Annotated in this window: 23 protein-coding genes; all 23 read left to right on the top strand. The window is 69.9% G+C overall.

All coding sequences use genetic code 11. The annotated features are described in order from the left end of the window. The first annotated feature begins 1 nt into the window (after position 1). The 23 genes from rpsQ to Q0795_RS10010 all read left to right on the top strand — a co-directional run bounded on the left by rpsQ (position 2) and on the right by Q0795_RS10010 (position 13,977). Positions 2-343: a 30S ribosomal protein S17 gene (gene rpsQ, locus Q0795_RS10120; RefSeq protein WP_298889346.1), complete on the top strand. Its 342-nt coding sequence runs from the start codon at positions 2-4 to the stop codon at positions 341-343. Between the two features lie 121 nt (positions 344-464). Continuing rightward, positions 465-833 (top strand): 50S ribosomal protein L14, encoded by a 369-nt coding sequence (rplN, locus tag Q0795_RS10115; protein WP_010148661.1) that lies wholly within the window; start codon positions 465-467, stop codon positions 831-833. Between the two features lie 3 nt (positions 834-836). After that, positions 837-1,181 (top strand): 50S ribosomal protein L24, encoded by a 345-nt coding sequence (rplX, locus tag Q0795_RS10110; protein WP_298889344.1) that lies wholly within the window; start codon positions 837-839, stop codon positions 1,179-1,181. Between the two features lie 2 nt (positions 1,182-1,183). After that, a complete protein-coding gene (gene rplE, locus Q0795_RS10105; protein ID WP_298889342.1) occupies positions 1,184-1,783 on the top strand; it encodes a 50S ribosomal protein L5 in 600 nt (199 codons plus the stop codon). A gap of 2 nt (positions 1,784-1,785) precedes the next feature. Then, the gene (locus tag Q0795_RS10100; protein WP_009483068.1) at positions 1,786-1,971 is read left to right on the top strand and encodes a type Z 30S ribosomal protein S14; all 186 of its coding nucleotides are present in this window, start codon (positions 1,786-1,788) and stop codon (positions 1,969-1,971) included. Positions 1,972-2,095: 124 nt separating this feature from the next. Next, the gene (rpsH, locus tag Q0795_RS10095) at positions 2,096-2,494 is read left to right on the top strand and encodes a 30S ribosomal protein S8 (RefSeq protein ID WP_010148657.1); all 399 of its coding nucleotides are present in this window, start codon (positions 2,096-2,098) and stop codon (positions 2,492-2,494) included. 30 nt (positions 2,495-2,524) lie between these two features. Further along, entirely contained in the window at positions 2,525-3,064 is a 540-nt protein-coding gene (gene rplF / locus Q0795_RS10090) for a 50S ribosomal protein L6 (protein ID WP_298889340.1), read from the top strand. A 3-nt stretch (positions 3,065-3,067) separates the two neighbouring features. Further along, positions 3,068-3,445 (top strand): 50S ribosomal protein L18, encoded by a 378-nt coding sequence (rplR, locus tag Q0795_RS10085; protein WP_298889338.1) that lies wholly within the window; start codon positions 3,068-3,070, stop codon positions 3,443-3,445. Between the two features lie 36 nt (positions 3,446-3,481). Beyond that, a complete protein-coding gene (gene rpsE / locus Q0795_RS10080; RefSeq protein ID WP_058890644.1) occupies positions 3,482-4,156 on the top strand; it encodes a 30S ribosomal protein S5 in 675 nt (224 codons plus the stop codon). Next, positions 4,156-4,338: a 50S ribosomal protein L30 gene (gene rpmD / locus Q0795_RS10075; protein WP_010148653.1), complete on the top strand. Its 183-nt coding sequence runs from the start codon at positions 4,156-4,158 to the stop codon at positions 4,336-4,338. Before rpsE ends, rpmD begins: the two co-directional genes overlap by 1 nt. Position 4,339: 1 nt before the next feature. Next, the gene (gene rplO / locus Q0795_RS10070; protein ID WP_298889336.1) at positions 4,340-4,810 is read left to right on the top strand and encodes a 50S ribosomal protein L15; all 471 of its coding nucleotides are present in this window, start codon (positions 4,340-4,342) and stop codon (positions 4,808-4,810) included. A 183-nt stretch (positions 4,811-4,993) separates the two neighbouring features. Then, complete coding sequence (secY, locus tag Q0795_RS10065) at positions 4,994-6,319, top strand: preprotein translocase subunit SecY (RefSeq protein WP_298889335.1); 1,326 nt, start codon at positions 4,994-4,996, stop codon at positions 6,317-6,319. Beyond that, complete coding sequence (locus Q0795_RS10060) at positions 6,319-6,924, top strand: adenylate kinase (RefSeq protein ID WP_298889333.1); 606 nt, start codon at positions 6,319-6,321, stop codon at positions 6,922-6,924. The genes secY and Q0795_RS10060 overlap by 1 nt, the downstream gene beginning before the upstream one ends. Next, the gene (gene map, locus Q0795_RS10055) at positions 6,924-7,799 is read left to right on the top strand and encodes a type I methionyl aminopeptidase (protein ID WP_298889331.1); all 876 of its coding nucleotides are present in this window, start codon (positions 6,924-6,926) and stop codon (positions 7,797-7,799) included. Before Q0795_RS10060 ends, map begins: the two co-directional genes overlap by 1 nt. Positions 7,800-7,931: 132 nt before the next feature. Next, entirely contained in the window at positions 7,932-8,153 is a 222-nt protein-coding gene (gene infA / locus Q0795_RS10050; protein ID WP_010148648.1) for a translation initiation factor IF-1, read from the top strand. Positions 8,154-8,224: 71 nt separating this feature from the next. After that, on the top strand, positions 8,225-8,338 hold the full coding sequence (gene rpmJ / locus Q0795_RS10045) for a 50S ribosomal protein L36 (protein ID WP_022925314.1): 114 nt from the start codon (positions 8,225-8,227) through the stop codon (positions 8,336-8,338). 214 nt (positions 8,339-8,552) lie between these two features. Continuing rightward, positions 8,553-8,930, top strand: a complete 378-nt coding sequence (gene rpsM, locus Q0795_RS10040) for a 30S ribosomal protein S13 (RefSeq protein ID WP_058890649.1) — start codon at positions 8,553-8,555, stop codon at positions 8,928-8,930. 57 nt (positions 8,931-8,987) lie between these two features. Further along, on the top strand, positions 8,988-9,395 hold the full coding sequence (gene rpsK / locus Q0795_RS10035) for a 30S ribosomal protein S11 (protein ID WP_058890650.1): 408 nt from the start codon (positions 8,988-8,990) through the stop codon (positions 9,393-9,395). Between the two features lie 30 nt (positions 9,396-9,425). Next, positions 9,426-10,034, top strand: a complete 609-nt coding sequence (gene rpsD / locus Q0795_RS10030) for a 30S ribosomal protein S4 (protein ID WP_058890651.1) — start codon at positions 9,426-9,428, stop codon at positions 10,032-10,034. Between the two features lie 266 nt (positions 10,035-10,300). Continuing rightward, a complete protein-coding gene (locus Q0795_RS10025) occupies positions 10,301-11,323 on the top strand; it encodes a DNA-directed RNA polymerase subunit alpha (RefSeq protein WP_298889329.1) in 1,023 nt (340 codons plus the stop codon). A gap of 26 nt (positions 11,324-11,349) precedes the next feature. Further along, positions 11,350-12,027 (top strand): 50S ribosomal protein L17, encoded by a 678-nt coding sequence (gene rplQ / locus Q0795_RS10020; protein ID WP_298889327.1) that lies wholly within the window; start codon positions 11,350-11,352, stop codon positions 12,025-12,027. 100 nt (positions 12,028-12,127) lie between these two features. Then, complete coding sequence (gene truA / locus Q0795_RS10015) at positions 12,128-12,967, top strand: tRNA pseudouridine(38-40) synthase TruA (protein WP_298889325.1); 840 nt, start codon at positions 12,128-12,130, stop codon at positions 12,965-12,967. A gap of 17 nt (positions 12,968-12,984) precedes the next feature. After that, a complete protein-coding gene (locus tag Q0795_RS10010) occupies positions 12,985-13,977 on the top strand; it encodes a zinc-binding dehydrogenase (RefSeq protein ID WP_298889323.1) in 993 nt (330 codons plus the stop codon). Positions 13,978-14,243 lie beyond the last annotated feature (266 nt).

Genomic DNA, 14,243 nt, shown 5'->3' with positions numbered 1-14,243 from the left:
CATGAGCGAGAGCACCCAGACCCAGGCCGGCACGGCCTCCGCGTCGGTCGAGGCGCACGAGCCCAGCGAGAGCTCGCTCGGGCACGGCGGTGACCGCAACTACCGCAAGGCCCGTCAGGGCTACGTCGTCAGCGACAAGATGGACAAGACGATCGTCGTCCAGGTCGAGGACCGCGTGAAGCACGGCCTCTACGGCAAGGTCATCCGCACGACCAACAAGGTCAAGGTGCACGACGAGGGCAACTCCGCAGGCGTCGGCGACCGGGTCCTCATCATGGAGACCCGCCCGCTGTCCGCCACCAAGCGGTGGCGGCTGGTCGACATCCTCGAGAAGGCCAAGTAGGCCGCACTCCGACCCCCACCTGCGGGACCCTCGCGTCCCGCCAACGAACCCTTTCATCCACGACGTCTGGCCAGGCTCGGCCCCCGCGGGCGAGAACCAGCCGGCAGTAGGAGAACGAACAGTGATCCAGCAGGAGTCGCGACTGCGCGTCGCCGACAACACCGGTGCCAAGGAGCTCCTGTGCATCCGCGTGCTCGGCGGTTCCGGCCGCCGCTACGCGGGCATCGGGGACACCATCGTGGCGACCGTGAAGGACGCCATCCCCGGCGGCAACGTGAAGAAGGGCGATGTCGTCAAGGCGGTCATCGTCCGCACCCGCAAGGAGCGCCGTCGCCCCGACGGCAGCTACATCCGTTTCGACGAGAACGCCGCGGTCATCCTCAAGAACGACGGAGACCCCCGCGGCACCCGCATCTTCGGCCCGGTGGGCCGTGAGCTGCGCGACAAGCGATTCATGCGGATCGTCTCGCTCGCGCCGGAGGTGATCTGAGACATGGCGAAGATGAAGATCAAGAAGAACGACCTGGTGCAGGTCATCGCCGGCAAGGACAAGGGCCTGCAGGGCCGCGTCATCGCCGTGCACACCGACACCGGACGCGTGCTGGTCGAGGGCGTCAACCGCATCACCAAGCACACTCGTGCGGGTGGCCAGCGCGGCGTCAACACCGGCGGCATCCAGGTCCAGGAGGCCCCCATCCACGTGTCCAACGTGATGGTGGTCGACCCCGAGACCAAGACGCCGACGCGGATCAAGACCCGCGTCGAGCAGGTGGACCGCGATGGCCGTGACAAGACGGTGCGCACCCGCGTGGCGGTGCGCTCGGGTAAGGACCTCTGAGCATGACTGACACGATCACCGAGACCACCGAGACGCAGGCCGGTTCCGCCGCCGCGGCGGCACCCCGGCTCAAGGCGCGTTACCGCCAGGACATCGCCCCGGCGATGACCGAGCAGTTCGGCTACGCCAACCCCATGCAGGTCCCCGGCCTGGTGAAGATCACCGTCAACATGGGTGTCGGGGAGGCCGCTCGCGACAGCAAGCTCATCGAGGGCGCCATCCGGGACCTGGCGACGATCACCGGCCAGAAGCCGTCGGTCACCAAGGCCCGCAAGTCCATCGCCCAGTTCAAGCTGCGCGAGGGGATGCCGATCGGCGCCCACGTGACGCTGCGCGGGGACCGGATGTGGGAGTTCCTCGACCGGCTGCTGTCGCTGGCCCTGCCGCGCATCCGCGACTTCCGCGGGCTGTCCCCGCGGCAGTTCGACGGCAACGGCAACTACACCTTCGGTCTGGTGGAGCAGTCGATGTTCCACGAGATCGACCAGGACAAGATCGACCGGGTCCGCGGCATGGACATCACGCTGGTCACCACCGCCACCACCGACGACGAGGGCCGGGCGCTGCTCAAGCACCTGGGCTTCCCGTTCAAGGAGAACTGAGCATGGCGAAGACTGCTCTCATCAACAAGGCCAACCGCAAGCCGAAGTTCAAGGTGCGCGCCTACACCCGCTGCCAGCGGTGCGGCCGTCCGCACTCGGTCTACCGCAAGTTCGGCCTGTGCCGGATCTGCCTGCGCGAGATGGCGCACCGCGGCGAGCTGCCCGGTGTCACCAAGTCGAGCTGGTGAGGCGGGCCTCCCCGCCCGTCCTCCGGCACATCCTTCACTGACGTAACCACCCACCTGGAACATCGAAGGTCGCCCCGGGCACCATGCCCGGGGGGAAACCGCGGTGAGAAAGGGCACGAAGCCCATGACCATGACCGACCCGATCGCGGACATGCTGACCCGGATCCGGAACGCCAACTCGGCGCACAAGGACCAGGTTTCCATGCCGTACTCCAAGCTGAAGGCGACCATCGCCGACATCCTCAAGGCCGAGGGCTACATCGCCTCCTGGTCCTCCGCGGATGCCGAGGTGGGGACCACGCTGATCATCGACCTCAAGTACGGCCCCAACCGGGAGCGCTCCATCGCCGGTGTGCGCCGCGTCTCCAAGCCGGGCCTGCGTGTCTACGCGAAGTCCACCAACCTGCCCCGCGTGCTGGGCGGCCTGGGAGTGGCGATCATCTCCACGTCCTCCGGCCTGCTCACCGACCGCCAGGCGGCCGAGAAGGGCGTCGGCGGCGAAGTGCTCGCCTACGTCTGGTGACCCGGAGCAGAAGGTAAGGAGCTCACAAGAATGTCTCGTATCGGACGACTCCCCGTCACCGTCCCCTCCGGTGTCGACGTGGCCATCGACGGTTCGACCGTCACGGTCAAGGGGCCCAAGGGCCAGCTCGCGCTCGACGTCGTCGAGCCCATCGCGGTGGCCGCGGGCGAGGACGGCAGCATCGAGGTGACCCGACCCGACGACGAGCGCGACTCGCGCTCGCGGCACGGGCTCACCCGCAGCCTCATCGCCAACATGGTCGAGGGTGTGACCAACGGTTACACCAAGAAGCTCGAGATCCACGGCACCGGCTACCGCGTGGTGGCCCGGGGCAGCGACCTCGAGTTCGCGCTCGGCTACAGCCACCCCATCCTCATCCAGGCCCCGGAGGGCATCACCTTCCAGGTCGAGAACCCGACGCGGTTCTCGGTCACGGGCATCGACAAGCAGCAGGTCGGCGAGGTCGCCGCGAACATCCGCAAGCTGCGCAAGCCGGACCCCTACAAGGGCAAGGGCGTGCGCTACGAGGGTGAGCGCATCCGCCGCAAGGTCGGAAAGGCTGGTAAGTAAGCCATGGCACAGATCATCGTCAAGCGCGCCAACAGCAAGAGCGCAGCACGGGGCCGCCGCCACGTGCGGCTGCGCAAGAAGGTCACCGGGACCGCGGAGCGTCCGCGTCTCGTGGTCAACCGGTCCTCGCGTCACGTCTTCGTCCAGCTCGTGGACGACACCAAGAGCGCCACCGTGGCCTCCGCCTCCACCATGGAGTCGGACCTGCGTGCCCTGGAGGGCGACAAGACGGCCAAGGCCAGGCGGGTCGGCGAGCTGCTCGCCGAGCGGGCCAAGGCGGCGGGCGTCGACGCGGCGGTCTTCGACCGTGGCGGCAACCGGTACGCCGGCCGCGTGGCCGCGATCGCGGAGGGCGCCCGCGAGGGCGGCCTGGCGCTCTGATTCGGACCTGCGAGAACGAGGAAAGAGGACTTTTCGATGGCTGGTGACTTCCAGCGACGTGGAACCGGTTCCGGTTCCACGTCCGGTGACGCCCGCGACAACCGTCGCGGCGGCCGGGACAGCAACAACCGAGACAATCGCGACGGCCGTGGTGGCCGCGGGGGTCGGGACGACGACCGCAACCAGTACCTCGAGCGCGTCGTGACGATCAACCGCGTGGCCAAGGTCGTCAAGGGTGGCCGTCGCTTCAGCTTCACCGCGCTCGTCGTGGTGGGTGACGGCGACGGAACCGTGGGCGTCGGCTACGGCAAGGCCAAGGAGGTGCCGGCCGCGATCTCCAAGGGGGTCGAGGAGGCGAAGAAGAACTTCTTCCGCGTCCCGCGGATCGCCGGCACCATCCCGCACCCGATCCAGGGCGAGGCCGCCGCCGGTGTCGTCATGCTCAAGCCGGCCAGCCCGGGTACCGGTGTCATCGCCGGGGGTCCGGTGCGCGCCGTGCTCGAGTGCGCGGGGATCCACGACGTCCTGAGCAAGTCGCTCGGGTCGAGCAACTCCATCAACATCGTGCACGCCACCGTCGCGGCGCTGCAGGGTCTCGAGCAGCCCGAGGCCGTCGCGGCCCGTCGGGGCAAGTCACTCGAGGAGGTCGCGCCGCACGCCATGCTCAAGGCACGTGCGGAGGCCGCGGCCGAGGCGAAGGCAGGTGCCTGATGGCCAAGCTCAAGGTGACCCAGATCAAGTCCACCGTCGGCACGAAGCACATGCACCGGGAGACCGTCCGGAGCCTGGGCCTCAAGCGGATCGGGGACACCGTCGTCAAGGAGGACCGCCCGGAGTTCCGGGGCATGGTCCGCACGGTCGCCCACCTGGTGACCGTGGAGGAGGTTGACTGATATGGCCGACAGCACCACCCGCCGCGAGGCGGCCGCGCTGAAGGTGCACCACCTGCGTCCGGCCCCCGGCGCCAAGACCGCGAAGACCCGTGTGGGTCGCGGTGAGGCGTCCAAGGGCAAGAGCGCGGGTCGTGGCACGAAGGGCACGAAGGCCCGGTACCAGGTGCCGGCGACCTTCGAGGGCGGTCAGACCCCGATGCACATGCGGCTGCCCAAGCTGCGTGGTTTCACCAACCCGTTCAAGGTGACCTACCAGGTCGTCAACCTCGACACCCTGGCCACCCTCTTCCCCGAGGGCGGCACCGTCGGGACCGACGAGCTCGTCGCCAAGGGTGCGGTCCGCAAGGGCCAGCCCGTCAAGGTGCTCGGCACCGGTGAGGTGTCGGTCGCGCTCGACGTGACCGCCACGAAGTTCTCGGCCTCCGCCAAGGAGAAGCTCGAGGCTGCCGGTGGGAGCGCCACGGAGGTCTGAGGCTCCGGCCCCGGTCCTGTCACACCTCGAGTGAGGCCCTGCGTCGCCCCGCGGCGCGGGGCCTCACTGCTACCCACCCCCACCACCCCTGGTGTTATCGTCGGGGGCGACTCATGCTCGCCTCCCCGGGCGCGTCGTCGACCGCGACGACCGGCGTCGGGGGAGACCCACAGGAGGACCTGAATGCTCTCCGCCTTCGTGCGCGCGTTCAAGACGCCGGATCTTCGCAAGAAGATCCTCTTCACGCTCGCCATCATGGCGCTGTACCGGCTCGGGACGCACATCCCGACGCCCGGCGTCGACTACGGCCTGGTGCAGCAGTGCCTCAACACCGCCGAGCTGTCGGGCAACGTGCTGGGCATGGTCAACCTGTTCTCCGGCGGGGCCATGGTGCAGCTGTCCATCTTCGCGCTGGGGATCATGCCCTACATCACGGCGGCGATCATCGTGCAGCTGCTCACCGTGGTCATCCCGCGGTTCGAGCAGCTCAAGAAGGAGGGGCAGTCGGGTCAGACCAAGATGACCCAGTACACCCGCTACCTCACCATCGGCCTCGCGGTCCTGCAGGCGTCCACCCTCGTGACCATCGCCCGCGAGCCGGCTCGCCTCTTCGGCGCGACGTGCACCTCGGTGATGCCGGACGAGAGCATCTGGACGCTGGCGCTCATGGTGCTCACGATGACGGCGGGCACCGGGCTCATCATGTGGCTGGGGGAGCTCATCACCGAGAAGGGCGTCGGCAACGGGATGTCGCTGCTGATCTTCATCTCCATCGCGGCCGGCTTCCCCGCGGCCCTGGGGGCCATCTACCAGAGCTCGGTGACGACCTTCGTGCTCGTCATGCTGCTCGGTCTGGTCATCATGACGCTCGTCGTCTACGTCGAGCAGTGCCAGCGCCGCATCCCGGTGCAGTACGCCAAGCGGATGGTGGGTCGTCGCCAGTACGGCGGGACGTCGACCTACATCCCGCTCAAGCTCAACATGGCCAACGTCATCCCCATCATCTTCGCCAGCTCGATCCTCATGCTTCCCTCGCTGCTGGCCAACTTCAACCGGCCGACGGAGCCGGGGGCCACGGCGCCGGCCTGGGTGGGCTTCATCGACCGCTACCTGTCCATGGGCGCCACCGGCTCCGGCACGCACTGGGTCTACATGCTGCTGTACGCGGCCATGATCATCTTCTTCTGCTTCTTCTACACGTCGGTGACCTTCAACCCGACCGAGGTGGCGGACAACATGAAGCGGTACGGCGGCTTCATCCCGGGCATCCGGGCCGGTCGTCCCACCGCCGAGTACCTCGAGTACGTCATCAACCGCATCACCACCCCCGGCGCGCTCTACCTCGCCGGTCTGGCCGTCATCCCGCTGATCGCCTTCAACGTCATGGGGGTGGCCAACTTCCCGCTGGGTGGTGCCTCGATCCTCATCATCGTGGGCGTCGGCCTGCAGACGGTGAAGCAGATCGAGTCCCAGCTCCAGCAGCACGACTACGAAGGGTTCCTCCGCTGATGCGCCTCATCCTGCTCGGGCCCCCCGGTGCCGGCAAGGGCACCCAGGCCGCCCACGTGTCCGCCGCCCACGGCATCCCCGCCATCTCCACCGGTGACATCTTCCGGGCCAACATCAAGGACGAGACCGACCTCGGCCTGCAGGTCAAGCAGATCACGGCCTCCGGCGGCTACGTCCCGGACGAGATCACCAACGCGATCGTGCGTGACCGCCTCGCCCGGCCCGACGCGGCCGCCGGCTTCCTGCTCGACGGGTACCCCCGCACCACGGGGCAGGTCGAGGCGCTGGACGAGATGCTCGGCGACACCGGCCACCAGCTGGACGTCGTGGTCGAGCTGACGGTCGACACCGACGAGGTCGTGCAGCGGCTGCTGGCCCGTGCGCAGGAGCAGGGCAGGGCCGACGACACCGAGGACGTCATCCGCGAGCGCATGCGGATGTACGCCGAGGAGACGGCCCCGCTGGCCGCCCACTACAAGGCTCGCGGCCTGCTCCGGCGCGTCGACGGGATGGGGGCTGTCGACGAGGTCACCGGCCGCATCGAGGCCGCCCTGTCGCAGGTGCCGGCCGCGGCCGGCACGCCGGGCGCCACCGGCGAGAGCTGATGTCCCTCCTCCGGCGTCGGCCCCGTATCGAGGCCAAGACCCCGGACCAGCTCGTCGCCATGCGGCGGGCGGGCACGGTCGTGGCGCGGACGCTGGCCCTGGCCACCGAGCACGCCACCGCCGGGGTGACCACCCTCGAGCTCGACACCCTGGCCGAGGAGGCCATCCGCGGAGCCGGTGCGACACCGAGCTTCCTGGGCTACCACGGGTTCACCGGCAGCCTGTGCATCTCGGTCAACGACGAGGTGGTGCACGGCATACCCGGGGGGCGGGTCCTCGCCGACGGGGACCTGGTCTCCATCGACTGCGGGGCGATCGTCGAGGGCTGGCACGGGGACGCCGCGGTCAGCCTCGTCGTCGGCGGCCGGGAGCGTGGCCGTGCCGCCGACCTCGCCCTCATGGACGACACCGAGGCCTCGCTGTGGGCCGGCATCGCGGCGCTGCGCCCCGGGGGCCGGTTGTACGCGGTCGGGGACGCGGTCGAGGAGTCGGTCGACGCGGCTCTGGAGCGACGCCGTCGGGACGGGGTGTCGGGTGTGGAGGTCTACGGCATCCTCGAGGACTACACCGGTCACGGCATCGGCCGGGAGATGCACATGGACCCGCACGTCCCCAACTACGGGGTCACCTCGAGCGGCCCCACGGTCCCGTCGGGGGCGACCTTCGCCATCGAGCCGATGGTCACCCTCGGCAGCATCGAGACGCGCACCCTCGCCGACGACTGGACGGTCGTCACCTCGGACGGCAGCCGCGCGGCCCACTGGGAGCACACCGTCGCGGTCACCGACGCGGGGCTGTGGGTGCTCACCGCGGCGGACGGGGGAGAGGCCGGGCTCGCGCGCGTCGGCGCCGACTTCGCCCCGCTCTCCGACTGACGCGGGCGTCCCCTCGCACGGGCCCGGCCAGGTGCAGGTTGGGCGATTGGCCTTGGGGGTTGCCGTTCCCGTAGGATGGTGCGTCGGCCCTGCGTGGGCCGAGTCCAGTGCAATTCAGGGAATGTGGAGGACATGGCGAAGAAGGACGGCGTCATTGAGATCGAGGGCTCGGTTGTCGAGGCCCTCCCGAACGCGAACTTCCGGGTCGAGCTCACCAACGGTCACGTGGTGCTGGCTCACATCTCCGGGAAGATGCGGCAGCACTACATCCGGATCCTCCCCGAGGACCGGGTGGTGGTGGAGCTCAGCCCGTATGACCTGACCCGCGGTCGCATCGTCTTCCGCTACCGCTGAGGTCCACGGCCTCCGGGCCGCGCTCCTCACCCCACCCCCGCACAGATCCACTCCACCGAAGGCAGGAAGCCATGAAGGTTCAGCCGAGCGTGAAGAAGATCTGCGACAAGTGCAAGGTGATCCGCCGTCACGGGCGGGTCATGGTGATCTGCGACAACCTGCGCCACAAGCAGCGTCAGGGCTGAGCAGAGCACCACCCGCCGCACGCGTCGCAGCTTCGATGCGTCGACCACAACTGCATACCGTCACCACCCAGATGACGCAGCACCCGACCCCCGCCGACCGGCGGGACGTCACCCCTGGCCGCGAGAGCCGGGGACCGCGGGCGACCGAGCCCACCAGACGATGCGGACCGGTGCTGCACCAGACTCTCGCACGACTCCCAAGGAGCACTGCCACATGGCACGACTCATCGGTGTCGACCTGCCGCGCGACAAGCGCGTCGAGGTCGCTCTCACCTACATCTTCGGCGTGGGCCGCACCCGCGCCGAGCAGACTCTCCAGGCCACGGGCGTCGACCCGTCGACCCGGGTCAAGGACCTGACGGAAGAGCAGCTGGTCTCCCTGCGCGACCACCTCGAGGGCAGCTTCCGCCTCGAGGGCGACCTCCGCCGCGAGGTCGCCGCCGACATCCGCCGCAAGGTGGAGATCGGCAGCTACCAGGGGCTGCGGCACCGCCGCGGGCTCCCGGTCCACGGTCAGCGCACCAAGACCAACGCGCGCACCCGCAAGGGACCCAAGCGCACCGTCGCCGGCAAGAAGAAGGCCGGCAAGTAGCCCTGTCGCGGCCCCGCCCCGACACCTCAGTCTTGCTCTTCCGCTAGGAGAAACCACATGCCCCCCAAGAGCCGTCAGGCCACCGGCGCCCGCAAGGTGCGTCGCAAGGAGAAGAAGAACGTCGCCTTCGGGCAGGCTCACATCAAGAGCACGTTCAGCAACACCATCATCTCGATCACCGACCCGACCGGTGCCGTCATCGCCTGGTCCTCCTCGGGCCAGGTCGGCTTCAAGGGGTCGCGCAAGTCGACCCCCTACGCCGCCCAGATGGCCGCCGAGGCCGCCGCGCGTCGCGCGATGGACCACGGCATGAAGAAGGTCGACGTCTTCGTCAAGGGTCCGGGCTCGGGTCGCGAGACCGCGATCCGCTCGCTGACCGCGGCCGGCCTGGAGGTCGGCGCGATCTCCGACGTGACGCCGCAGGCGCACAACGGCGTCCGCCCGCCCAAGAAGCGTCGCAACTGACCGCCCCGGAAGGAACAAGGTAGACACATCATGGCCCGTTACACCGGACCCATCACCAAGAAGTCCCGCCGGCTCAAGGTCGACCTCGTCGGCGGCGACAAGAACTTCGACCTGCGCCCCTTCCCCCCGGGACAGCACGGCCGCCGTCGCAGCCAGGAGAAGGAGTACCTGACCCAGCTGCAGGAGAAGCAGAAGGCCCGTTTCACCTACGGCGTCATGGAGAAGCAGTTCCGCCGCTACTACGCCGAGGCGGCACGCCGCCCCGGCAAGACCGGCGCCAACCTGCTCATCATCCTGGAGTCCCGCCTCGACAACGTCGTCTACCGCGCCGGCCTGGCGCGGACCCGTCGCGCCGCCCGTCAGCTGGTGACCCACGGTCACTTCCTGGTCAACGGCAAGCGGGTCGACGTGCCCAGCTACCGGGTCGAGCAGTACGACATCGTCGAGGTCCGGCCGCAGTCGGTCGAGACCTTCCCGTTCGAGCTGGCCCGCCAGACCTACGGCGACCGGCCGGTCCCCGCCTGGATGAAGGTCGTGCCCGGCTCGCTGAAGATCCTCATCCACCAGCTGCCGACCCGGGAGCAGATCGACACGATCCTCACCGAGCAGCTGATCGTCGAGCTCTACTCCAAGAACTGATCTGGTGGGGGCTTCGCCCCCACCAGCCCCCGAACGGCGATGTGCTCGCTGCGCTCGCTCGTTCTCGACGTTCCGGGAGACCAGGTCGCTCCGCTCGGCGGTCTCCCGGGCTCGCTCCGCGAGCGGGCAGGTATGCGGTCGTGACGGCATACCTGCCCCTCACCTGCCACGGTCACGGACAGAGGTGACCGGGGCAGCTGACCGCAGGTCGGTCGGCACCCCTCGCCGGGCGTCATATAGCGGTCGCCCGTGGAAAGGAACGAAACGTGCTCATCGCACAGCGCCCCACCCTCACCGAGGAGGTCGTCTCCGACAGCCGCTCCCGGTTCTCCCTCGAACCGCTCGAGCCCGGCTTCGGCTACACCCTCGGCAACTCCCTGCGCCGGACCCTGCTGTCCAGCATCCCCGGTGCGTCCCTCACCAGCATCCGGATCGACGGCGTGCTCCACGAGTTCTCCACGATCCCGGGCGTCAAGGAGGACGTCACCGAGGTCATCCTCAACCTCAAGTCCCTCGTGGTGTCCAGCGAGTTCGACGAGCCGGTCGTCATGTACCTGCGCAAGCAGGGCGCCGGTGCCGTGACCGCGGCCGACATCGCCCCGCCGGCCGGGGTGGAGGTCCACAACCCGGACCTGCACATCGCCACCCTCGGCGAGTCCGCCTCGCTGGAGATGGAGATGACCGTCGAGCGCGGCCGGGGCTACGTCTCCGCCCAGCTCAACAAGTCCGGCGACCAGGAGATCGGGCGGATCCCCGTCGACTCCATCTACTCCCCGGTCCTCGCGGTGACCTACAAGGTCGAGGCGACGCGCGTGGAGCAGCGGACCGACTTCGACCGGCTCGTGCTCGACATCGAGACCAAGAGCTCGATGGCTCCCCGGGACGCGGTCGCCTCCGCGGGCCGCACCCTGGTCGAGCTGTTCGGGCTCGCCCGCGAGCTCAACGTCGAGGCCGAGGGCATCGAGATCGGCCCGTCCGCGGGGGAGGGCGCCCTGGCGTCCGACCTGGCGCTGCCGATCGAGGAGCTCGACCTCACCGTCCGGTCCTACAACTGCCTCAAGCGCGAGGGCATCCACAGCGTGGGTGAGCTCGTCGGGCGCAGCGAGGCCGACCTGCTCGACATCCGCAACTTCGGCGCCAAGTCCATCGACGAGGTCAAGGACAAGCTGGCGGAGATGGGCCTGGCCCTCAAGGACAGCCCTCCCGGGTTCGAGGGTGCGGCCGCCTACGAGGACGGCGCGCACGACGACGAGGGCGACGCCGCCTTCGCCGAGGACGAGCAGTACTGAGACACGAGAAGGCTTAAGGAGAACCCATGCCTGCCCCCAAGAAGGGTCCGCGCCTCGGCGGCGGTCCGGCGCACGAGCGCCTGATCCTGTCCAACCTGGCGACCGCTCTGTTCGAGCACGACCGGATCACCACCACCGAGGCGAAGGCCAAGCGGCTGCGTCCGCTGGCCGAGCGCCTGGTGACCTTCGCCAAGCGCGGAGACCTGCACAACCGCCGCAAGGTCCTGGCCATCGTGCGGGACAAGGGCGTGGTGCACCGGCTGTTCACCGAGATCGCTCCGGACGTCGCCGAGCGTCAGGGTGGATACACCCGCATCACCAAGATCGCCCCGCGCAAGGGCGACAACGCGCCGATGGCGGTCATCGAGCTGGTGCGTGAGCCGGTCGAGCGCAAGGCCGTGGTCACCCAGGCCGAAGGCGCCACCAGGCGCTCGGCCAAGGACCGTCAGGCCGCCGCGATCAGCGACGCCGAGCTCGAGGCGGAGGAGCCCACCACGACCGACGCCGCCGAGGTCGACCAGGCCCAGGCCGAGGTCGAGGCCGCCGACGTCGCGGCCGAGCAGGGCGCCGAGCCGGCCGCCGACGGTGAGCTCACCGAGGTCGCCGACAACGAGGCCGCCGAGGACACCACGGAGGCCGCGATGGTCTCCGGCGGTGCCGATGACGCCGAGCAGCCGGCGGAGGGCGACGACAGCGCGAAGTGAGCCGTCGCGTCACTGACGCACCGACGGGCCGCCCATCCCCTGACGGGGGTGGGCGGCCCTCGTCGTTCCCCCACCCCGGTGTTCAGGGCAGGATGGGCGGGTGCGCATCAGGATCGACCTCGCCTACGACGGCACCGACTTCTCCGGGTGGGCCCGGCAGCCGGGCCTGCGCACGGTGGAGGAGACGCTGGCGCAGGGCCTGGGGCGGGTGCTGCGGGTGGACCCCCCGAGGCTCGTGGTGGGGGGACGCACGGATGCCGGCGTCCACGCCCGGGGGTCGGTCTGCCACCTCGACGTGGAGGACGAGGTGTGGCGGCGCGTGCCCGGCCGGTCGGACCGCCTGCCCGGTGACGCGCTGGTGACGCGGTTGAGGGGGGTGCTCCCGGCCGATGTCGCGGTGCGGGCGGCCACCGAGGTGCACGCGGACTTCGACGCGCGCTTCTCCGCGCTGCGGCGCCGCTACAGCTACCGGCTGCAGGACCGTCCGACCGGCGCCGACCCGTTGCGCCGCCACGACACCGTCGTGGTGCGGCACCCGCTCGACGCGGACCTCATGGATCAGGCGGCCCGGTCGCTCGTGGGGCTGCGCGACTTCGCGGCCTTCTGCAAGCCGCGGGAGGGGGCGAGCACCATCCGCACGCTGCTGGAGTTCCGCTGGCGCAGGGACGACGCCGGCGTCGTCGTGGGGACCGTCGTGGCCGACGCGTTCTGCCACAGCATGGTGCGCGCGCTCGTCGGTGCGGTCGCGCCGGTGGGGGAGGGGCGACGTCCGGCGAGCTGGCCGGAGGAGGTCCAGCGGGCCGGGCGCCGGGACCCCGGGGTGCGGGTCATGCCCGCCCACGGACTCTGCCTGGAGGAGATCACCTACCCCGGCACCGTGGAGGGACAGCGACGACGCGGTCGGGAGAGCCGGGCCGTCCGCGCGCCGCACGCCGGCTGATCTGGTTGTATGGACGCATGCTGGCCGCCTACGCCCGGAGCTTCCACCCCGAGGACCCGCTCAGCGGGCTGGTGGTCGGCGAGCGTCCGGAGCCGCCGGACCGGCCCGGCTGGCGGGTGCTCCCCGTCGTGGCCGCCGGTCTGAACCATCACGACCTGTGGTCGCTTCGGGGGGTGGGGCTGGCGGAGGACCGTCTTCCCATGATCCTGGGGTGCGACGCGGTGGCGGAGCACCCCGAGCTGGGGGAGGTGGTGATCCACCCCGTGGTGACCGGGACGCCGTCCTGGGAGGGCGACCCCACCCTCGACCCCCGCCGCTCCTTGTTGTCCGAGAAGCACCAGGGCACCCTCGCCGAGCTCGTCAGCGTGCCCGAGGGCGCCTGGGTTCCCCGCCCGGAGCACCTGAGCGCCGTGGAGGCCGCTGCCCTGTGCACCTCCTGGCTGACGGCCTACCGCATGCTCTTCACCCAGGCCCAGGTCCGACCCGGGGACACGGTGCTGGTGCAGGGGGCAGGCGGGGGGGTGGCGACCGCCCTCGTCCAGCTCGGTGCGGCGGCAGGGCTCACGGTGTGGGTGACGAGCCGGTCGGACGCCAAGCGGGCCCGGGCCGAGGAGCTGGGCGCCGGGGCGACCTTCGAGACGGGCGAGCGCCTCCCGGCCCGGGTCGACGCGGTGCTCGAGAGCGTCGGCGCGGCCACGTGGTCGCACTCCATCAACGCCTTGCGGCCCGGTGGCACGCTCGTCATCTGCGGAGCGACGTCGGGGGACGCACCGGAGAAGGCCGAGCTGACCAAGATCTTCTTCAAGCAGCTGCGGGTGCAGGGCTCGACCATGGGAACCCGCGGTGAGCTGGCGGCACTCGCCCGGCTGGTGTCCCGGGAGGGCCTCCGGCCGGCCGTGGGTGGGGTCTTCGCTCTGGCGGACACCGGCTCCGCCCTGGCACGCATGGCGGCCGGTGAGAGCGGCGGCCAGCTGGGGATCCAGGTCCGCGGCACCGACGGCTCGGGGTGAGTTTGCACCGCCCTCCTGAGGGCGTGTAGTGTTGTACCTCGCGGCCGACGCAGAAGCGGCGGACGCGCCAGGACCACCAGATCAACCCCCCACACGGTCACGTCCCACGGATGTGACACCGGGCCGGAAGATCAGGTAGGCTGGAGAGGTTGCCCCGAGCGGACAAGGACCGGAAAGGTCTGGACCGCAGGTGTGTGTCCGATTCTTGAGAACTCAACAGCGTGTTTGTTTTTTGATGCCATGTTTTGTTTGCCATGGCTGGTGCC

It is taken from the genome of uncultured Serinicoccus sp. (genome assembly GCF_947487915.1).
Lineage (GTDB): Bacteria > Actinomycetota > Actinomycetes > Actinomycetales > Dermatophilaceae > Ornithinicoccus.
This window is presented reverse-complemented; position numbering and strand designations above follow the sequence as displayed.